This window comes from Eggerthella guodeyinii (assembly GCF_009834925.2).
In the GTDB taxonomy this organism is placed as follows: Bacteria; Actinomycetota; Coriobacteriia; order Coriobacteriales; family Eggerthellaceae; genus Eggerthella; species Eggerthella guodeyinii.
On sequence record NZ_CP063310.1, the window covers coordinates 1,077,539 to 1,096,423 of the forward strand.

General features: G+C 68.7%; 16 protein-coding genes and 1 tRNA gene. 15 read left to right on the forward strand and 2 right to left on the reverse strand.

Annotated features, from left to right (window positions below; translation table 11 throughout):
• Nucleotides 1-42: 42 nt before the first annotated feature.
• From GS424_RS04325 to GS424_RS04370, 10 genes are all read left to right on the forward strand, one after another.
• Entirely contained in the window at nucleotides 43-987 is a 945-nt protein-coding gene (locus GS424_RS04325; RefSeq protein ID WP_160942947.1) for a serine O-acetyltransferase, read from the forward strand.
• A gap of 70 nt (nucleotides 988-1,057) precedes the next feature.
• Nucleotides 1,058-1,900: a 2-C-methyl-D-erythritol 4-phosphate cytidylyltransferase gene (gene ispD / locus GS424_RS04330; RefSeq protein ID WP_154334322.1), complete on the forward strand. Its 843-nt coding sequence runs from the start codon at nucleotides 1,058-1,060 to the stop codon at nucleotides 1,898-1,900.
• Nucleotides 1,900-2,403, forward strand: a complete 504-nt coding sequence (gene ispF, locus GS424_RS04335; RefSeq protein WP_160942946.1) for a 2-C-methyl-D-erythritol 2,4-cyclodiphosphate synthase — start codon at nucleotides 1,900-1,902, stop codon at nucleotides 2,401-2,403. Before ispD ends, ispF begins: the two co-directional genes overlap by 1 nt.
• Before the next feature lie 130 nt (nucleotides 2,404-2,533).
• The gene (gene cysS / locus GS424_RS04340; RefSeq protein WP_160942945.1) at nucleotides 2,534-4,039 is read left to right on the forward strand and encodes a cysteine--tRNA ligase; all 1,506 of its coding nucleotides are present in this window, start codon (nucleotides 2,534-2,536) and stop codon (nucleotides 4,037-4,039) included.
• Nucleotides 4,040-4,361: 322 nt separating this feature from the next.
• A complete protein-coding gene (locus tag GS424_RS04345) occupies nucleotides 4,362-5,630 on the forward strand; it encodes a U32 family peptidase (RefSeq protein WP_244977673.1) in 1,269 nt (422 codons plus the stop codon).
• 132 nt (nucleotides 5,631-5,762) lie between these two features.
• On the forward strand, nucleotides 5,763-6,602 hold the full coding sequence (locus tag GS424_RS04350) for a TspO/MBR family protein (RefSeq protein ID WP_160942943.1): 840 nt from the start codon (nucleotides 5,763-5,765) through the stop codon (nucleotides 6,600-6,602).
• An 85-nt stretch (nucleotides 6,603-6,687) separates the two neighbouring features.
• Nucleotides 6,688-7,572, forward strand: a complete 885-nt coding sequence (locus GS424_RS04355; protein WP_160942942.1) for a methylenetetrahydrofolate reductase — start codon at nucleotides 6,688-6,690, stop codon at nucleotides 7,570-7,572.
• The gene (locus GS424_RS04360; RefSeq protein WP_244977674.1) at nucleotides 7,560-8,297 is read left to right on the forward strand and encodes a vitamin B12 dependent methionine synthase; all 738 of its coding nucleotides are present in this window, start codon (nucleotides 7,560-7,562) and stop codon (nucleotides 8,295-8,297) included. The genes GS424_RS04355 and GS424_RS04360 overlap by 13 nt, the downstream gene beginning before the upstream one ends.
• A complete protein-coding gene (locus GS424_RS04365) occupies nucleotides 8,290-10,830 on the forward strand; it encodes a homocysteine S-methyltransferase family protein (RefSeq protein ID WP_160942941.1) in 2,541 nt (846 codons plus the stop codon). The genes GS424_RS04360 and GS424_RS04365 overlap by 8 nt, the downstream gene beginning before the upstream one ends.
• 82 nt (nucleotides 10,831-10,912) lie before the next feature.
• Entirely contained in the window at nucleotides 10,913-11,209 is a 297-nt protein-coding gene (locus tag GS424_RS04370) for a CDP-alcohol phosphatidyltransferase (protein ID WP_154334330.1), read from the forward strand.
• A 45-nt stretch (nucleotides 11,210-11,254) separates the two neighbouring features.
• On the opposite strand, the gene GS424_RS04375 is transcribed toward GS424_RS04370, so the two are convergent.
• Nucleotides 11,255-14,086: an EAL domain-containing protein gene (locus tag GS424_RS04375; RefSeq protein ID WP_244977675.1), complete on the reverse strand. Its 2,832-nt coding sequence runs from the start codon at nucleotides 14,084-14,086 to the stop codon at nucleotides 11,255-11,257.
• Between the two features lie 416 nt (nucleotides 14,087-14,502).
• Between GS424_RS04375 and GS424_RS04380 the strand changes: the two genes are divergently transcribed.
• Nucleotides 14,503-14,578: transfer RNA gene (locus GS424_RS04380), tRNA-Ala, on the forward strand.
• A gap of 92 nt (nucleotides 14,579-14,670) precedes the next feature.
• Nucleotides 14,671-15,150, forward strand: coding sequence for a hypothetical protein (locus GS424_RS04385; protein WP_160942940.1), 480 nt, complete (start codon nucleotides 14,671-14,673; stop codon nucleotides 15,148-15,150).
• An 89-nt stretch (nucleotides 15,151-15,239) separates the two neighbouring features.
• On the opposite strand, the gene GS424_RS04390 is transcribed toward GS424_RS04385, so the two are convergent.
• Nucleotides 15,240-16,082 carry an Mrp/NBP35 family ATP-binding protein gene (locus tag GS424_RS04390; protein ID WP_154334335.1) on the reverse strand — a complete coding sequence of 281 codons (843 nt, stop codon included), beginning with the start codon at nucleotides 16,080-16,082 and terminating at the stop codon, nucleotides 15,240-15,242.
• 141 nt (nucleotides 16,083-16,223) lie between these two features.
• Between GS424_RS04390 and GS424_RS04395 the strand changes: the two genes are divergently transcribed.
• The 3 genes from GS424_RS04395 (at nucleotide 16,224) to GS424_RS04405 (ending at nucleotide 18,880) form a co-directional block, all read left to right on the forward strand.
• Nucleotides 16,224-17,525, forward strand: coding sequence for an amidohydrolase (locus GS424_RS04395; protein WP_160942939.1), 1,302 nt, complete (start codon nucleotides 16,224-16,226; stop codon nucleotides 17,523-17,525).
• 225 nt (nucleotides 17,526-17,750) lie between these two features.
• Nucleotides 17,751-18,593, forward strand: coding sequence for a ModD protein (gene modD, locus GS424_RS04400; RefSeq protein WP_160942938.1), 843 nt, complete (start codon nucleotides 17,751-17,753; stop codon nucleotides 18,591-18,593).
• A gap of 77 nt (nucleotides 18,594-18,670) precedes the next feature.
• Nucleotides 18,671-18,880 (forward strand): heavy-metal-associated domain-containing protein, encoded by a 210-nt coding sequence (locus GS424_RS04405; protein WP_160942937.1) that lies wholly within the window; start codon nucleotides 18,671-18,673, stop codon nucleotides 18,878-18,880.
• Nucleotides 18,881-18,885 lie beyond the last annotated feature (5 nt).

The following is an 18,885-nucleotide window of genomic DNA, read 5'->3' on the forward strand; positions in this document are numbered from 1 at the left end:
CCTGCGGGAGGCGCAGCGGATCAACCGATTTCAGGAGGTTCCATGTTCGGAGACAACCTCGATCGCATCGTGAAAGCCATCGAGAAGAACTACGAGGCCGACGAGATTTTCTTCACGAAGCCGGGACGGCGGTTTCCCAGCCGCTCGGCCGTGAAGGGCGTGCTCAAGGACCTGCGCCGGGTGTTGTTTCCGGGCTACTTCGGCGAGGAGATGCTCACGCCGTCCACCAGCCCGGAGTACTTCATCGGGGAGACGCTCATCCAGATCGAGCGGGTGCTGCGCGAGCAGATCGTCCTGGCCATCACGTATACGTCCGACGATCGCGATGCCGCGGTGGTCGATCCGGCGCGCCACCTGTGCGGCGGCAGCACGCCCGAGCACATCTGCGAGCGCGCCTCCGAGGTGTGCACGGTGTTCTTCGACGAGCTCCCCAGCATCCAGCGGGTGCTGCTCACCGACGTGCAGGCCCTCTACGACGGCGATCCGGCGGCCGGGTCGAAGGAGGAGGTCATCTTCTCGTACCCCGGCCTGTACGCCATCTACGTGTACCGCATCGCGAACGTGCTGTACCGGCAGAACGTGCCCATCATCCCGCGCATCATGACCGAGCTGGCGCACAGCGGCACGGGCATCGACATCGGCGCCGGCGCCCAGATCGGCGAGTACTTCTTCATCGACCACGGCACGGGCGTGGTGATCGGCGAGACCACCGTCATCGGCGACCACGTGAAGCTGTACCAGGGCGTCACGCTCGGCGCGCTGTCCACGCGCGGCGGGCAGCGGCTTGCCGGGGTGAAGCGCCATCCCACCATCGAGGACGACGTGACCATCTACTCCAACGCCTCGGTGCTCGGCGGGGAAACGGTGGTGGGGGCGGGATCGGTCATCGCCGGCTCCACGTTCGTCACCTCGTCGGTTCCGCCCCATTCCCGCGTGTCGCTGAAGGCGCAGGAGATCACCGTGCGCCAGCCGGGCGAGCGGGACTAGGCTCCGTGACGCTCGCAGGCGGCAGGGGCGGGGCGGCGGAAGAACAACCCAAGGCGGAGAGGAAGACCTTATGACGCAGACAATCGACCCGGTGTTCTCGTCCGCGGTGCTCAACACCCCCGAGCTCGCGCTGAACGACCTCGACTTCGACGCGCTGTCGCAGGCGATGGGCGGCCTCAAGGGCGAAGTCGACAAGAACCCCCAGACGGCCGCCATCATCCTGGCGGGCGGCACGGGGGAGCGGTTCGGCAAGGAGGGCGGCAAGCAGCTCGTGGAGATCGCGGGCAAGCCCATCCTCACCTGGTCGGCCGAGGCGTTCGACGCCGTGGGGGACATCGGGCTCATCGTCATCGTGTGCCCCGAGGACCGCTGCGACGAGTACCTCAAGCGCGCCATCGACCCGTTCCCGTTCGTCACACCCATCGTGGTGGCGCCTTCGGGCCCCAGCCGCCAGGAATCGGCGTTCTCGGGCCTCGAGTTCGTGCCCGACGACTTCGACTACGTCATCCTGCACGACGGCGCCCGCCCGCTCATCACGCCCGACCTCATCGCGCACACCATCGCCACGCTGAAGGGCAACATCGACTGCGACGGCGCCGTGGTGGCGCACCCGGCCGTCGACACCCTGAAGGTGGTCGAGAACGGCGTGATCGTGGGGACCCCCGACCGCCGCGTGTTCTGGAATGCGCAGACGCCCCAGGTGTTCCGCGCCGGCATCTACCGCCGCGCGCACGCCTCGGCGCTGTCCGACGGCTTCATGGGCACCGACGACTCGTCGCTCATCGAGCGCTTGGGCGGTCGCGTGCTGGTGGTGGAGGGCAAGCGCGACAACATCAAGCTGACCGTGCCCGAGGACTACCTCATGCTGGCCGCCGCCGTGCGCACGATGTACATGAAGGGGGCGGAGGAGTGATGGCCGATCAGACGTTCGACCCCGCGTCCCTGCGCATCGGGCAAGGCTTTGACGTGCACGCCTTCGCCGAGGGGCGCAAGCTCATCCTGGGCGGCGTGGACATCCCCCATACGCGCGGGCTGCTGGGCCATTCCGATGCCGACGTGCTGGCGCACGCCATCTCCGACGCGCTGTTGGGCGGCATCCGCGGCGGCGACATCGGCAAGCTGTTCCCCGACACCGACCCCGCCTTCAAAGGCGCCGACTCGCTCAAGCTGCTGGCCGCCGTGGCCGACAAGGTGCGCGCCGAGGGCTACGCCATCCTCGACGTGGACTCCGTCATCGCCGCGCAGGCACCGAAGCTTTTCCCGTATCGCGAGGCCATGCGCGAGAACCTGGCCGCCGCCATGGGCGTGCCGGTGGAGAACGTGGGCGTGAAGGCCACCACCACCGAGCATCTGGGATTCGAGGGCCGCGAGGAGGGCATCTCCGCAACCGCCGTCTGTCTCCTGGTGCGTCGCTGACCGTCTGCGCAGGCGCACGGGGCGGTCAGGGGCGTGCGCGCTTGCGAGCGCGTTGCTGTGCTAGAATTTTCAATTGACGCGCGTCCGCAGGGGTGCGACGTTCGGACAGGCAGGATGCGAGGATACTACTATGATCAGGCTATACAATACGAAGACCCGCACGAAGGTGGACTTCGAGACGCGCGAGCGCGGCAAGGTGGGCATGTACGTGTGCGGGCCGACCGTGTACAACTACATCCACATCGGCAACGCGCGCACGTTCATGAGCTTCGACGTGATCCGCCGCTACCTCATGTGGCGCGGCTTCGACGTGACGTTCGTGCAGAACGTCACCGACGTGGACGACAAGATCATCGGCAAGGCGAACGAGGAGGGCCGCAGCGCCTCCGAGGTGGCCGCCGAGTACACCGAGGCGTTCATCGAGGACATGCGCGCCGCCGGCGTGCTCGATCCCGACATCCGCCCGAAGGCCACCGAGGAGATCCCCGCGATGATCGAGCTCATCCAGGAGCTCATCGACGGCGGCCACGCCTACGACGCGGACGGCGACGTGTACTTCAACGTGCGCTCGTTCCCTGCCTACGGCGAGCTGTCGGGTCGCAACGTGGACGAGATGGAGAGCGGTCACCGCGAGCTGCGCGCCGACGACAAAGGCGTGGGCGACCGCAAGCGCGACCCGCTCGACTTCGCGCTGTGGAAGGCCGCCAAGCCCGGCGAGCCCGCGTGGGAGTCGCCCTGGGGCAGCGGCCGTCCCGGCTGGCACATCGAGTGCTCGGCCATGTCGCGCAAGTACCTGGGGCTGCCCTTCGACATCCACGGCGGCGGCGCCGACCTCGTGTTCCCGCACCACGAGAACGAGCGCGCGCAGAGCGAGGCCGCATGCGGCTGCACGTTCGCGAACTACTGGATGCACGGCGGCATGCTGCAGATCAACGCCGAGAAGATGAGCAAGTCGCTGGGCAACTTCAAGCTGCTGCGCGACGTGCTGAAGGTGACCGACCCGAAGGTGCTGCGCTTCCTCATGCTGCAGACGCACTACCGCTCGCCGCTCGACTTCTCCGACGAGCGCCTGGCCGAGGCGGGCGCCGCGCTGGGCCGCATCGAGAACGCGGTGAAGAACCTGGACTGGCAGCTGGAGAACGCCCAGGACATCCCCTCGCCGCTGGACACGCGCGAGCTGATGAAGCGTGCCAAGGAGGGCAAGGTCGCGTTCATCCTGGCCATGGACGACGACTTCAACACGTGCAAGGCGCTCGGCGAGGTGTTCGACCTCGTGGCCGCGGTGAACGCCCAGACCGCCGACAAGACCATCTCGCTTTCCGACGTGCCCGCCGTCCGCGACGCGCGCGCCGCGATCGTGGAGCTCATGGGCGTGTTCGGCATCGACGTGGAGGCCGCCGCCGGCGCGAGCGCCGCGGACGGGTACCCGGTCGAAGTGGTGGCGCTGGCGGCCGACATCGCGGGTTACGAGGGCTCCGACGCCGCCGAGGCCGTGGACGCGCTGCTGGCCGCCCGCGCCGACGCGCGCGCCGCGAAGGACTGGGGCCGTGCCGACGCCGTGCGCGACGGCCTGTGCGGCCTGGGCTTCACGATCGAGGACACCCCGCAGGGAGCCCGCGTGTCGTACGAGGGGTAGGGTTTCGAGCGCGGGGCGGAGCTTCCGGTTGAAGGTGTTTGCGAAGGGCGGCCGTTGGGCCGCCCTTCGACGCTTGCGGGAGGGGCCGGGCGGCTGTTTTGGGCGCAAAACGGTACCCATGGCAATCTGAGGGGCAGAGTCGTGCGAAATCATACAGCGACGGAGTAAGCGAGTTCTTGCCACCTGGGGTTTCTCGCGTCTGCAAGACATCGAAGCGTATCGGGTGAGCTTCAGGATTGTCATGGGTGCTGTTTTGCGCCCAAAGAGAAAGGCTTCGATGGCTGACGGTTCGCGGACCTGCCGATGCGTTACAATACGGCGCATGCAAACACAACTGACAACGACCCCCGAGCTTCTCGCGCCGGCTGGCGGGCGGGCTCAGCTGGAAGCGGCGGTGCGCTTCGGCGCGGACGCCGTGTACCTGGCGGCCGACCGCTTCGGCCTGCGCCAGCGCGCGGCGAACTTCGCGCTGGACGACGTTCCCGCCGCGACGGCGCACGCGCACGCCGCGGGCGCGCGGGTGTACGTGACGCTCAACACGCTCATGGATGCCGACGACCTCGCGGCGCTTCCCCCGTACCTCGAGGCGCTCGCCGCGGCCGGTGTCGACGCCTTCATCGTGAGCGACCTGGGCGCGCTGCGCCTGGCGCAACGGCATGCGCCCGGCGTGGAGCTGCACGTGAGCACCCAGGCCTCGGTGTGCAACGCCGAGGCGGCGCGCGTATGGCACGAGCTGGGCGCGAGCCGCGTGGTGTGCGCGCGGGAGATGAGCGTGGAGGACATCGCGCGCCTGCGCGCCGACGCCCCGCGCGAGCTGGAGCTGGAGGCGTTCGTGCACGGCGCCATGTGCATGGCCGTGTCGGGCCGCTGCCTGATCAGCGCCGCGCTGACGGGCCGCTCGGGCAACAAGGGCCACTGCACCCAGCCGTGCCGGTGGAGCTACGCGCTGGTGGAAGAGCAGCGCCCCGGCGAGTTCTTCCCCGTGGAGGAGGACGTGCGCGGGTCGTACGTCATGAACGCGCAGGACCTCAACATGCTGGCGCACCTCGACGACCTGGCCGCCGCCGGCGTCGATTCGTTCAAGATCGAGGGCCGCAACAAGAAGGCGTTCTACGTGGCCTCGGTGGTGCGCGCTTACCGCCAGGTGCTGGACGGCGCTCCGGCCGCCGATGTGGCCGACGAGCTGCTGGCCGTGTCGCACCGCCCCTACGGCACCGGCTTCTACTACGGCGCGGCGCAGCAGTCGCCCGCCGTGGACGGCTACACCACCGCCTGTCTGCACGCAGCCACGGTGGAGGCGTGCGAGCCCTCCGCGTCCGGCGACGGTGCGTTCCGCGTGACGGCGCGCTGCTACAACCGCTTCTGCGAGGGCGACGAGCTGGAGGCGCTGTCGCCGCGCCCGCGCATCGCCCGCGTGCGCGTGCGCAACCTCGCCTGGCTGCCCGCGCCCGCGCCCGACGACGGCGACCCGCTGCCCGAGCGCGTGCCGGTGGCCGTGGCGAACCGCTCGGCCGAGCGCTACGCGTTCGAGACGGGGGAGGAGCTGGCCCCCGGCGACTTCCTGCGCATACGCGTCAACGTTGAGCGATAGGCTTCTGATCTGCGCTAAAGCGACGAAATACTGCTAAGGGGCCGTTGAGGCCCGCGGCGGCCGACGGCGCTACACTGGAGTGCACCCTATCCAAGGGACCGAAGTTCGTTCCCTCAGAAAGCGAGGTGCATCATGCCCCAACATGCGTATCGCGCCGCGTCGGCGCCGAGCGTCGTGCAGCGTGCCCGCAACACGCGCACCGGTCGCAAGCTCGAGCGCGGCGGTTACCTCACCGTCGAGACCGTCACCATGTGGATCGTGTACGCCCTGACCCTGCTCGGCAACGCCATCATAGAGGGCGGCCAGGTGGGAGGAACCACGTCGGCAGACATCGCGTACGGCGTGTTCACGTGGTTCACGCCGGCCGGCTACGTGTTCGCCATCTGGACGCTCATCTACATCGCGATGATCGTGTGGCTGGTCGCGTACACGCGCACGGCTCCCACCCGCCCCGACCGCTTCAGCATGACGTCGGTCCTGTTCATCGCCAGCTGCGCGCTGAACGTGCTGTGGCTGGCCCTGTGGCACTTCGAGATGGTGGGCGTGTCGTTCGTCGTCATCGTGGCCGAATGGCTCGTGCTGGCTGCCCTGTACCTGAACGTGCGCCGCACGATGAAGACCGCCGCGGGGTGGGTCCCCGTGTCCATCTACACCGCGTGGGTCACCGTGGCCACGCTGGCCAACATGGCCATCCTCGTCACGCGCCTGCTCGACGGCGGCGTGCCGTTCTTCAACGGCCTGTTCACCATCCTGCTGACGGCCGGCGTGCTGGCCTTCGGCTACGTGATGCGCAAGGCGTACGACGACGTCGCGTTCCCGCTCGTGTTCCTGTGGGCGCTCGTCGGCGTGGGCGTGAACGTGTCGGGCGCGTCGGCGTTCACGGCGGCCATCGTGTTCCTGCTGTGCGTCGTCGGGGCCATCCTGACGTTCGCCCCCATCGGCTCGATGCGCAAGCTCGTGCGCAACCGGTAGCGCGAACGCGGCGCGCTCGTGGTGAAAAGGTGCGGCTTGGCGGGGCGGTGCGCCCAGCTGAGCCGCACTTTCGTATAATGACGGCATGACCCAGATTGCCGACATATACCGCACCGCGAAAGCCGAAGGGCGCCAGCCCGTCTCGTTCGAGATATTCCCGCCGAAGGGCGATCTCTCGCTCGAAGCGGCGCACGCCATGGCCGGCCAGCTGGCCGATCTCGTGCCCGACTTCATCAGCGTGACGTACTCGGCCGGCGGCAGCGGCAACAAGCAGGCCACCGCCGAGGTGGCCGCCATGGTCCAGTCCGACTTCGACGTGCCCACCGTGGCGCATCTGACGTGCGCGGATGCCACCGACGAGGGGTTGTCGCGCACCATCGGCGACCTCAGGCGCAAGGGCATCCAGAACGTGCTGGCCCTGCGCGGCGATGCGGCGCCGGCGTGCGGCGAGCCGGGGGCGGGCGCGTTCCGCTACGCGAAGGACCTCGTGGCCGTCCTCGCCGAGGAGGGTTTCTGCGTGGGGGCGGCCGCCTACCCCGAGGGGCATATCGCGTGCATCGATGCGCGCGCCAACGTCGAGCACCTCAAGCAGAAGCAGGATGCGGGCGCGGCGTTCTTCATCACGCAGCTGTTCTTCGACAACGCCTACTTCTATCGCTTTTGGGACGCCGCGCTGGCGGCCGGCATCACCGTGCCCATCGCGTGCGGCATCATGCCGTTTCTGGGGAAAGCGCAGATCCAGCGCATGGTGTTCATGTGCGGCGCGTCGCTGCCGTCTCCCATCATCAAGCTGCTCGCGCGCTACGAGCACGCGCCCGACGATCTGCGCCGGGCGGGCATCGAATACGCGAACGACCAGCTGGTCGATTTGGCGGAGAGCGGCGTGGACGGCCTGCACGTGTACACGATGAACCAGCCCGACATCGCGCGCGCGAACGTCGCGGCGCTGCGGGCGGCGTGGCAGCGGTGAGCCCGGGCTCCGACACCTCTGCGCCTGCGCTCAGGCTCGACCGCGCCGAGGCGCTGCGCTACCTCGGCTACGCCGGCCAGGAGCTGGACGAAGGGTTGCGCGTGCGGTTCGAGCAGCTTGCCGACGCATGCGAGCGCACGCTGCGCCCTGCTTGCGTCCACGCGACGTTCGACGTGGACGAGGCTCGCAGCTGCTGGGACGGCGACGAGCCGCGCGTGGCGCTTGCGGGAAGCCCGCTCATGCTGGAGGGGCACTCCATCGCCGCGCATCTGCGCGGTGCGCGCAAGGCGGCGCTCATGGCGTGCACGCTCGGCGCGGCCAGCGAGCGGGAGCTGCGCAAGCACGCCGCGCTCGGGCCGGTCGACGCGTTGCTATACGGCGCGGCGGCGTCGGCGCTCGTAGAGGCCGCCGCGAACGCCGCCGAGGCCGCCATCGTGGAGGAAGCCGCCGCCGAGGGTCTCCACGCGAACTTCCGCTTCAGCCCCGGCTACGGCGATCTGCCGTTGACGGTGCAGCCCGCGTTCCTGGCGGCGCTCGATGCGCCCCGCCGCATCGGACTCGCGGTTACCGAGGGCAACCTGCTCGTTCCCACCAAAAGCATTACGGCCGTCGTCGGCCTGTTCGACCGGCCGCTGCCGAGCGCGACCGTGCGCGACGCGTGCGCGTCGTGCCAGCTGCGCCCAAACTGCCAGCTCAGGAAGAAAGGAATCACCTGCCATGGCTGACGTTTCCGCATACGACCCGCTCGACGGCATCGCCATCGCCGACGAGCACCTGGCACGCGCGCTGCGCGGCGAGGACTTCCTTGTGTTCGACGGCGGCATGGGCACCCAGCTGCAGGCGTGCGGCCTGGCGGACGCGGGCGCGGTGCCCGAGCTGCTGAACTTCTCGCATCCGCAGGCCATCGCCGCCATCCATGCGGACTACGTGGCGGCGGGCGCCGAGGTGATCACCACGAACACGTTCGGCGCGAACGCCCGCAAGCTGGAGGGCCGCGCGAGCGTGGCCGAGGTCTACCGCGCCGCCGCGGCGTGCGCGCGCGAAGCGGGCGCACGCTACGTGGCGGGCGACATCGGGCCTTTGGGCGTGCTGCTGGAGCCGTTGGGAACCTGCACGTTCGAGGAGGCGTACGGTTTGTTCGCCGAGCAGGTGGACGCCGTATGCGCCGCGGGTTGCGACCTCGTGCTCATCGAGACGATGGCCGACCTGCGCGAGGCGAAGGCGGCGCTGCTGGCCGCGCGGGAGCGCTGCGACCTTCCCGTGTTCGCCACGATGACGTTCGGCGAGGACGGGCGCACGTTCCTCGGCACGCCGCCCGAGGTGGCGGCCGTCACGCTGTCGTCCATGGGCGCGCACGCGGTGGGCCTCAACTGCTCGCTCGGGCCCGACGAGCTGCTGGAAGCCGCGCAGGCCATGGCGCGCTTCGCCCGTTGCCCCGTGCTCGTGCAGCCCAACGCCGGCCTGCCGCGCATGGAGGGCGGCCGCACGGTGTACGACGTGGATCCGGCGTCGTTCGCGCGCGCTATGGAGCGCATGCTGGAGGCGGGCGCCAGCATGGTGGGCGGGTGCTGCGGCACGAGCCCGGCGTTCATCGAGCGCGTGCGCGCGCTCGTGGACGGCTTCGGCGCGCCCAAGCCGCGGCCCTTCGAGCGCGCCTGCGTGCTGACGAGCGCCCAGGAGGCCGTCGTGCTGCCGGCGGGACGGGCGCGCATCGCGGTCATCGGCGAGCGCATCAACCCTACGGGCAAGCCGAAGCTCAAGGCCGCCCTGCGTGCCGGCGACTTCGACTACCTGGTGGGCGAGGCGGTGGCCCAGCAGGAGGCCGGCGCCGACGTGCTGGACGTGAACGTGGGGCTGCCCGAGCTGGACGAGCCGGTCGCCCTGCGCGCCGCGGTGGAGAAGCTGCAGGCCACGGTCACGCTGCCGCTCGTGGTGGACTCGAGCGACCCGGCCGCCATCGAGGCCGCCGTGCGCGGCTACGCGGGCAAGCCGCTCGTGAACTCCGTGAACGGCAAGCGCGAGAGCCTCGATGCGGTGCTGCCCATCGTGAAGCGCTACGGCTGCGCGGTGGTGGCGCTCGCGCTCGACGAGGACGGCATCCCTCCCACGGCCGAAGGGCGCTACGCCGTCGCAGCGCGCATCGTGGAGGAGGCCGAGCGCCGCGGCATCCCGCGCGAGGACGTGGTGGTGGACTGCCTCGTCATGGCGGCGGCTACGAACCAGGACGAGGGGCGCGAGATCCTGCGCGCCGTCGCGCTCGTGAAGGAGCGTCTCGGCGTGCGCACGGTGCTCGGCGTGTCGAACGTCAGCTTCGGCATGCCGCAGCGCGGGCTCGTGAACGCCACGTTCCTGGCGGCGGCGTTCGGCGTGGGCCTCGATCTGCCCATCCTGAACCCGATTGCGGCCCGCTACCGCGACACGGTGGCTGCCTTCAAGGTGCTGAACGGCCAGGATGCAGGCGCGGCGGCGTTCATCGACGCCTACGGCGACGCTCCCGACCCCTATGCCGCGCCCGTCCCGGGCGGGTCCGAGCGAGGAGCCGCGCCCGCCGTGCCGCCTCGCGACGTCCTTGTGGCCGACGACGCCGTCCCCGTGCCGCCCGCGTTCGCCGACGCCGCCGACGAGGTGCGCGCGCTCGTCCATCTCATCTTCACCGGTCGCAAGGGGCCGGTGCCCGACGCCGTCGCGCGCCTCCTGGAACACCACGATGCGCTCGCGCTCATCGACGGCGTGTTCATCCCGGCGCTCGATGCGGTGGGCGAGAAGTTCGAGCGCGGCACGTTCTTCCTGCCGCAGCTCATGGCCTCGGCCGAGGCGGTGAAGGCGGGGTTCGACGTGGTGAAGGAGCGCGCGGCCGACCCGGCTGCGACGGCCGACGACGCCCGCGCCATCGCGGTGGCCACGGTGAAGGGCGATATCCACGACATCGGCAAGAACATCGTCAAGATGCTGCTGGAGAACTACGGCTTCCGCGTGGTGGACCTCGGCCGCGACGTGGAGCCGGCCGAAGTGGTGCGCGTGGTCAAGGAGCAGGGCATTCGCCTCGTGGGGCTGTCGGCCCTCATGACCACCACGGTGAAGGCCATGGAGGAGACCGTGCGCCTCGTGCACGAGGAGGTGCCGGATGCGGCGGTGTTCGTGGGCGGGGCAGTGCTCACGCCCGAGTACGCCCGTCAGATCGGCGCCGACTTCTACGGCAAGGACGCCGCCGAGGCCGCACGCATCGCCGAGCGCTTCTTCGCCGCGAAAACGGGCTGAACGATTCTGCCATTTCCGATGCAACCGCTGACGGTTCTTGCTATGATAACGCCAAGGTGTTTTTCGGACGAAAGGGGCCGTTATGGGAACGAAAGCTGCGGAGGCGCTCGACGTATCCTTCGACGAGCTGCCGAACTACCTGCACGCGAAGCACTCCGTGTACATGGAGATCGGCAGCGAAACGTACTACCTGACCGACGTCAACGACCGATACTGGCGCGCGCAGGACACGGCGAAGCTCAACGACAAGGGACACTACGTCGACGCGAGCGAGCTGGTGCCCACGGTGAGCGAGTTCCTGACGCTTCCCTTCATCGACGGCAAGTCGGTGGGCGAGGTGTTCGACCAAGCGGTATTCTACGCGTCTGAAAAAGCGTAACGACAACGGGGGCGGTCGCGCGAACGACCGCCCCCGTTTTGTTTGCTAGGCGGGATCGCTCGGTTCGATGGAACCGGCGGCGAACTGCGCGTCGGAGGCGTCCCGGGGAACGGGCCGCGAATAGAGGAAGCCCTGCGCGATGGTGCGGTCGTCCATGCGCACGAGCATGGACGCCTGGTCGCGCGTCTCCACGCCCTCCACCACCACGTCCACGTCCAGCTTGTCGGCGATGGACACCACGCCGTCGAGGATGGCCTTGCAGCGCTCCCCGCTCTCGCTGCTCATGAGGAAGCTGCGGTCGAGCTTCAGCACGTCGATGGGCAGGTTCTGCAGCGTGCCGAGCGACGAGTAGCCGCTGCCGAAGTCGTCGATGGCGATGCGGAACCCGAGGTCCTTCAGCCGCCGGCACAGGCGCTCGGCACGCTCGAGGTCCTCCATGACGATGTTCTCCGTCAGCTCGAGCTCCAGCAGCTCCACGGGCACGCCGTACTCGTCCACGATGCCCTTGACCGTTTCGGGGAACGCGTCGTTCTGCAGGTGCAGGCGCGAGAAGTTGCACGCGATGACGAGCGCCTGCTTCCCGGTGTCGAGCTGCTCGCGGATGCGGGTGCAGGCGAGCCGGAGGATGTGCAGGTCGAGGTCGATCACGAGGCCGGTGCGCTCGAACAGGGGGATGAACTCGTCGGGCGGCACGAGCCCGCGCTCGGGCGACACCCAGCGGGCGAGCGCCTCGAAGCCCACGAGGCGGTTCGTGGCGATCTCCACCTTCGGCTGGTAGAAGGCCGTGAACTCGCCGCGTTCGAGCGCGTCGTGCGCCACGGCCACGAGCGCGCGTTCGGCGACGTCGCGGTCCTTCATGCCGGCCGAGTACTGCGCGGCGGCGCTGCGCGAGATGTCGCCGATGCTGTCGCGGGCGTAGCGCGCGCTGTCCACGAACTCGATGATGGTCTGCGCGTCGATGCGCGGCGTCTCGGGGCTGCGCTCGATGACGCACGCGCCCGCCTGCAGCAGGAGGCGATGCGACAGCTCGGCCAGCGTGCTCGTGCCGTTGAAGCGGCGGTCGAGCTCGCCGAAGCGGTCGAGCAGCGCCTCCCAGCCGTTCCAGCGGACCAGCAGCACGAACTCGTCGGCGATGACGTGCGCGTAGCGCTCGTCCGGCGCCCTCATGGCGGCCAGGGTCTCGTTGAGGTCGAGCAGCACGCGGTCGCCGGTGGCGTAGCCGAACGCGGCGTTGAAGCTTTTGAATCGCTTGATGTCGAGGTACACGATGGCGTACGTGCCGTCGGGGGCGTTCGCGATGCGCGTGCCCACCTCGGAGCGGAAGCGGGCGAGGCTCCAGCCGCCCGTCAGCGGGTCGGTGAACGAGAACTCCTCCACGCGCCGCGCCGCGCGCAGCTTCACGCGGCTGATGTAGAGGGCGGCGCCGAGGACGATGCCGAACAGCGCGATGACGGCGGCGATGGACTGTACCGGATACTGGCGCAGGAAGTCGAGGGGGCTCGTGGGGTGCACGGCCAGCGAGCTCTGCGACAGCCACGTGGTCATCTTGCTGTCGGCGGTGTACTGCACGCAGCGGTCGAGGATGCTGACCAACCGGTCGTCGAGCCCGCGCCCGACGCCGATGCTCATGCTGTTGGAGAAGCTGGTGATGGTGGTCACGCTCAGGCTCGCGTACTGCGACTCCGTCAGCAGGTAGTTCGCCACGTGGGTGTCGGCGTACGCGATGTCGGCGCGGCCTGCGAGCACGGCGTCGAAGCAGTCCTTGGGCGTGTCGTAGTAGGTGACGTCGTCGGCCGCGTGCGCGGTCTGGGCCATGTTCGTGGCCAGTGCGAAGCCGTGCGGCAGGGCGACGCGCGTGCCGGACGGGTTCGCCCCCACGATGAGCGCCATGGGGTCGCGCAGGTAGGGGCCGGTGGTGGACAGCTGCCCGGCGGCGTCGGGGTCGGAGTCGCGATCGATGGCGTAGACGATGTCGGCCTCGCCGCTCTCCACGAGCTCGAGGGCCTCGTCGTGGCGATCGACGGGGACGAACTCGAACTGCAGGCCGGTGATGCGCGTGATGTCTTCGAACAGCGAGGCCGCCGCTCCGGCGAATTCGCCGGTCTCGGGGTCGGTGTAGGACAGCGGCGCCCTGAACGAGTCGTAGGTGACGCGCAGGGTGGGTGCCGAGGCGAGGTAGGCGTACTCGTCTTCGGTGAACACGGGGTCCTGATCGGTGTTGATGCCGAAGTAACGATCGTACAGCGTCGTGGAGAAGTCGGGATCGCGCAGCTTGAGGCGGCCCATCGCCTCGTCGAGCTCCTCGGCCACGTCGGAGCGCTCGGGGGAGATCGTGATGTACAGCGGCTCGGGGGCGAACTGCGCGATCGTGCGGAAGCGCGAGTTCCTGCCGAGGTACGTGATGGCGATGGCGTCCACGTCGCCGTCGTCGAGCGCGCTCAGCAGGTCGCTCGTGGCGCCGTAGGGGACGACGTCGACGGAGAACTCGTTCTGCTCGCTGTAGCGCACGAACGCTTCGGCGTCCTGGCTGTTCGAGATCACGCCGACGCGCATGCCGGAGAACGTCTTGAAATCCTCGTAGGCGTAGCGCGTGTCCTCGAGCCGCACGTTGAGCGTCGTGTAGATCTCGCACAGCGACGATGCCGAGTAGGTCATGCGCTGCGCGCGGTCCTCGGTGTAGTACACGAGGGGCAGCAGGTCCACCTCGTTCGCCTCGAGCGCGGCGTAGGCCTCTTCCCAGCTGGGGTAATCCACGAACTCGTACGTCCAGTCGGCGTAGCGGGCGATCTCGTTGAGGTACTCGACGTTGTACCCGACGTAGTTGCCGTCCTCGTCGATGGACATGTAGTCGCCGTCTTCGAAGTAGGCGACGGTCACGACGCGCTCGCCGTACGTGGTGAACTCGTCGGCGAGGGCGCGCGAGGGGAGGCAGGCGATCGAGGCCAGCAGCGCGCAGGCGCATGCGATGGCGCAGACCCATGCGGATGCTGTCGGGTGAAAGCGCGAGGCGCTGTGTGTTCCTGCCGGTGCTATCCTTCGCTCCGATCAACGGGTGGTATCGCCGGATGGGGTAGGGGTTACAGCGTATCACCTTACCACATAACAGGTCGGTGCCGATAGGACATCCGGGGGTGTGTTTGTGGCGATTTTCGGGTATGACGAGGTGCGATGGGGTCATGGTTCGGCGCGGCACCGCGATGATTCATCCTGTCTTTGAGCGGGTGCGCAACTTTTTTCGAAAAAAGTGCTTGACCGCGTTTCTGCTTCCGGTATACTAGGCTTCGCACTTTTTCGGGGCCTTAGCTCAGCTGGGAGAGCGCATGGCTGGCAGCCATGAGGTCAGGGGTTCGATCCCCCTAGGCTCCACCATTCATGTTACGACGGATGCGATGCGCATCCGTCGTTTTTTGTTTGCGCGGTATGCGCGGCGCGGATGACGACGGCGAGCGAGGTGAACGAGCATGGCCGAGATGGCGGACGAACGCACGAAGACGGTGCCGGTGGGCGACGATGGAACCCCGATGACCACATGGCAGGTGTGGCTGCGCCGCCTGTGCCTGTTCGTCATCGTATGGGCCGTCGCCGAGCTGCTGCTGGGCGCCGCGCTGTGGGGCGGCTACCTGTTCGGCCGCATGGTGCTGGGCGCCGAGCCCTCCGTGCTGGCCGAGCCCGTCGTGGGCGCCATGTCCATGGCGGGCGCGTGCCTCAACCTGATCATCGGCTTTTTGGGCCTGCGCGGCGCGCGGAACCCGCGCAAGATCACCCTGTTCTTCTGGATCACGTTCATCGACGCGATGCTGACGGCCTGGGCGCTGGCCAGCAGCGTGTCCACGGGGTCGTGCGACCTCACCTCGCTCGTGAGTGGCCTGTTCGTCATCGCGCTGGCCGTGTGCACGTGGCAGGTGCGCGGGCAGACCGGCTACTTCGACGTGCATCCCTGAGGGCTTCCGGGCGTGAAAAAGCCTCCCCGGGGTTTCGAGGAGGCTTTCGGGTGCGGTCCGTTCGCTTGGCGGCTGCGCGCGGCGCGGCGCTAGTTCTGCTCCACCGCTTCGATCTGGGCGATGACGGGGTCGAGCGCGCCGGCCACGTCGTAGTCCTCCACCTTGCCCGCGTCGCACAGGCGCGCGAAGCTGGGGTCGATGGGCAGCGTGGCGTAGGCGGGGATGCGGTAGCGCTCGGCCACGGCCGCGCCCTGGGGCTCGCCGAAGATGTGGTGTTTCTTGTCGCACTCGTCGCACACGAAGTAGGCCATGTTTTCCACGAGGCCCAGCAGCTCAACGTTCATCTCGTGCGCCAGGTTCACGGCCTTGCCCACGATCATGGCCACGAGCTCCTGCGGAGCCGACACGGTGACGATGCCGTCGACCGGCAGCGACTGGAACACGGTGAGCAGCACGTCGGAGGTTCCCGGAGGCATGTCGACGAACAGGTAGTCGATGTCGCCCCAGTTCGTCTCGCTGTAGAACTGGCGGATGGCGTTGGACACCACCGGGCCGCGCCAGGCGACGGGGATGTCGTCCTTCGGCAGCATGAGGTTGGTGGACATCACCTTGATGCCGCTTTGCGTCTGCGCGGGGATGACCCCGTCGGCGTCGGCGGTCAGCGGGTTCGTGATGCCGAAGGTCTTGGGGATGGACGGGCCGGTGACGTCGGCGTCGAGGATGCCCACCTTCTTGCCGCGCTTCTGCATCTCGCTGGCAAGCAGGCTGGTGACCAGCGACTTGCCCACGCCGCCCTTGCCGGACACGACGCCGATGACGTGCTTGACGTTGGAGCGGGAGTTCGTCTCGATGGTGCTCGGGCCCTGAGCGGTGCGGTCGCCGCAACCGGACTCGCCGCAGCTGCTGCACTCGTGCGTGCATTCTTCTGCCATGGTTCCTTCTTTCTGGGTTTTCAGCGCCCGCGCGCGGCGGACGCGCCACTCGTCTTATCGGGATGATAGCATAAGCTCTATAGTTGGACAGAAGGAATCGACCCGCAGGCCGGACAAGCGTGCGGAGGAGAAGGAGCGCGCATGCTGTTCGCGGACATCGACCTGTTTGACGAGAACCTCGACTACCGCACCCACCAGTGGGTGGGGGTGCGCGACGGCCGCATCGCCTATCTCGGCGACACCGCGCCGGCGGGCGAGGACGCCGCGGCGTACGGCGAGGCGTACGACGGCCGGGGCAAGCTGCTGGCGCCCGCGTTCTACAACGCGCACGCGCACGCGCCCATGACGCTGCTGCGCGGCTACGCCGAGAACCTTCCTTTGCAGGCGTGGCTCAACGACCAGGTGTTTCCCTTCGAGGCGAAGATCACGGCCGAAGACTGCTACTGGGGCACGCTGCTCGCGTGCGCCGAGATGGCGCGCTACGGCTGCGTGAGCTTCTCGGACATGTACTACCACATGGAGGAGGGCGCGCGCGCCGCGCTGGACGCCGGCCTCAAGATGAACCTCTCCGACTCGCTGCTGGCGTTCAACGGCGAAGGGCTCGACGAGCTGCCCGTGGATGCGCAGAACCGCCGCCTGCTGCGGGACCTGCAGGGTGCGGGCGATGGGCGCATCGTGGTGGACTGCAACATCCATGCCGAGTACACGTCGAACCCGCGCGCGGTAGTCGACCTCGCGGCGTTCGCGCGCGAGCAGGGGATGCGCGTGCAGGTGCACGTGTCCGAGACGCGCTCCGAGCACGAGGAATGCCAGCAGCGTCACGGCGGCTTAACGCCCGTGCGCTACTTCGACAGCCTGGGCCTGTTCGACGTGCCCGTGACGGCGGCGCACTGCGTGTGGGTGGACGACGAGGACATCGACGTGCTGGCCGCGCGCGGGGTGTTCGTGGCGGCGAACCCCGCGTCGAACATGAAGCTGGGCAGCGGGTTCGCGCCCGTGCCGAAGATGCTGGAGCGGGGCGTCAAGGTGTGCCTGGGCACCGACGGCATGGCGTCGAACAACAACCACGACATGATGCAGGATCTGTACCTGCTGGCGCTGCTGTACAAGGGCTCGACGCACGATCCGGCCGTGGTCACGCCGAAGCAGGCGCTGGAAGCCGCCACGCGCATGGGCGCGCTGTCGCAGGGGCGCGACGACTGCGGGTACGTGGCCGTGGGCGCGAAGGCCGACCTGTGCGTGTTCGACGTGTCGGGACCCTCGTGGGCGCCGATGACGAACCCGCTGGTGAACGTCGTGTACGCCGGCCACGGCGCCGACGTATGCCTCACCATGTGCGACGGGCGCGTGGTGTACCGCGACGGCGCGTACCCCACGCTCGACGTCGAGCGCGCGAAAGCCGAGGTGAACGCCCGCACGAAGCGCATCATCGGCGAGCTGTAGGGCGCGCCTCGCGCGTGCGCATCGGCGTACGTGTTTCACGTGAAACATTCGTTCGGTTTCGGGTGTGGCACGCGCCCGCCCGCCTCTGGCGCGCACGAATCCAGCGGCCGCGTGCGCGCCGATCGCGCGCGGTTCGCGCGATGCTGTACGTAAAGTACAGCTAGCCGCGTCGCGCGCCTTGGTCTATTCTGGGATGGCTACAATCGTGAAGAGGGAAGGGGCGGCATGTTGAGACTATCCGATGCGCGTATCGACGGGTTCATCGCCGAGGACGTGCCCTACGTCGACCTCACGTGCGCGGTGCTGGGCGTCGGCGACGAGCCGGGCGAGATGGCGTACTTCACGCGCGAGGACTGCGTGCTGGCCGGCGCGAACGTGGTGCGGCGCATCATGGGCAAGCTCGGCTGCGACGTGGTGGAGGCGCGCCGCGACGGTGAGCGCGCGGCCGCGGGCGAGGAGTTCTTCCGCGTGCGCGGCACCGCGGGCGACCTGCATGCGGCGTGGAAGGTGTGCTTGAACGTGTTCGACCACCTGTCCGCCGTGGCGACGAAGACCCGCGCGATGGTGGATGCGGCGCATGCCGCGAACCCGCGCTGCGAGGTGCTGACCACGCGCAAGAGCATGCCGGGTGCGAAGGACCTGCTGACCGAGGCCGTCATGGCCGGAGGGGCGTTCCCGCATCGGCTGGGGCTGTCCGAGACGGTGCTCGTGTTCGACCATCACCTCACGTTCTTCGGCGGCTTCGACGCGTTCGTGGAGCAGCTGCCGGCCATCAAGGGCCGCTGCATCGAGAAGAAGCTGTTCGTGGAGGCCGACGCCGAGCGCGCTCGCGTGCTGGCGCGCGCCGGGGTGGACGGCATCCAGGTGGACAAGGTGCCGGTAGCCGAGCTGGCGCCGCTCGTGCAGGAGCTGCGCGCCATCGACCCGCGCGTCACGCTCATCGCGGCCGGCGGCGTGAACCCGCAGAACGCGGGCGCGTACGCGGCCACCGGCGTGGACGGCCTCGCCACGACGGCCCCCTTCGCCGCCAAGCCCCTCGACATGAGCGTGCGCATGAGCCGCCGGTAGGGAAGACGGTGCCCGCCTTCTGGCACGGGATGTTTCACGTGAAACATTTGTACGCTATACGATGGAAAGGAATCGCCATGGTTGAAGAGACGTTGAGGGTTACGGGGATGCACTGCCCGAAGTGCACGGCGCGCGTGGAGAAGGCCGTGGGCGCGCTGGCGGGCGTGGAGTCGGTGGTCGCCGACCACGAGGCCGACACGGTGAGGCTCGCCTACGACGGCACCCCCGAAACCCTCGCCGCCGCCAAAGCCGCCATCACCGCCGAGGAATTCGCGGTGGAGGGGTAGCCGAA

What these genes read in the sequence shown, in the direction of transcription:
- GS424_RS04325 (WP_160942947.1), top strand. Translation starts at nt 43, where the DNA reads ATGTTCGGAGACAACCTCGATCGCATCGTGAAAGCCATCGAGAAGAAC.
- ispD (WP_154334322.1), top strand. Translation starts at nt 1,058, where the DNA reads ATGACGCAGACAATCGACCCGGTGTTCTCGTCCGCGGTGCTCAACACC.
- ispF (WP_160942946.1), top strand. Translation starts at nt 1,900, where the DNA reads ATGGCCGATCAGACGTTCGACCCCGCGTCCCTGCGCATCGGGCAAGGC.
- cysS (WP_160942945.1), top strand. Translation starts at nt 2,534, where the DNA reads ATGATCAGGCTATACAATACGAAGACCCGCACGAAGGTGGACTTCGAG.
- GS424_RS04345 (WP_244977673.1), top strand. Translation starts at nt 4,362, where the DNA reads ATGCAAACACAACTGACAACGACCCCCGAGCTTCTCGCGCCGGCTGGC.
- GS424_RS04350 (WP_160942943.1), top strand. Translation starts at nt 5,763, where the DNA reads ATGCCCCAACATGCGTATCGCGCCGCGTCGGCGCCGAGCGTCGTGCAG.
- GS424_RS04355 (WP_160942942.1), top strand. Translation starts at nt 6,688, where the DNA reads ATGACCCAGATTGCCGACATATACCGCACCGCGAAAGCCGAAGGGCGC.
- GS424_RS04365 (WP_160942941.1), top strand. Translation starts at nt 8,290, where the DNA reads ATGGCTGACGTTTCCGCATACGACCCGCTCGACGGCATCGCCATCGCC.
- GS424_RS04370 (WP_154334330.1), top strand. Translation starts at nt 10,913, where the DNA reads ATGGGAACGAAAGCTGCGGAGGCGCTCGACGTATCCTTCGACGAGCTG.
- GS424_RS04385 (WP_160942940.1), top strand. Translation starts at nt 14,671, where the DNA reads ATGGCCGAGATGGCGGACGAACGCACGAAGACGGTGCCGGTGGGCGAC.
- GS424_RS04390 (WP_154334335.1), bottom strand. Translation starts at nt 16,082, where the DNA reads ATGGCAGAAGAATGCACGCACGAGTGCAGCAGCTGCGGCGAGTCCGGT.
- GS424_RS04395 (WP_160942939.1), top strand. Translation starts at nt 16,224, where the DNA reads ATGCTGTTCGCGGACATCGACCTGTTTGACGAGAACCTCGACTACCGC.
- modD (WP_160942938.1), top strand. Translation starts at nt 17,751, where the DNA reads ATGTTGAGACTATCCGATGCGCGTATCGACGGGTTCATCGCCGAGGAC.
- GS424_RS04405 (WP_160942937.1), top strand. Translation starts at nt 18,671, where the DNA reads ATGGTTGAAGAGACGTTGAGGGTTACGGGGATGCACTGCCCGAAGTGC.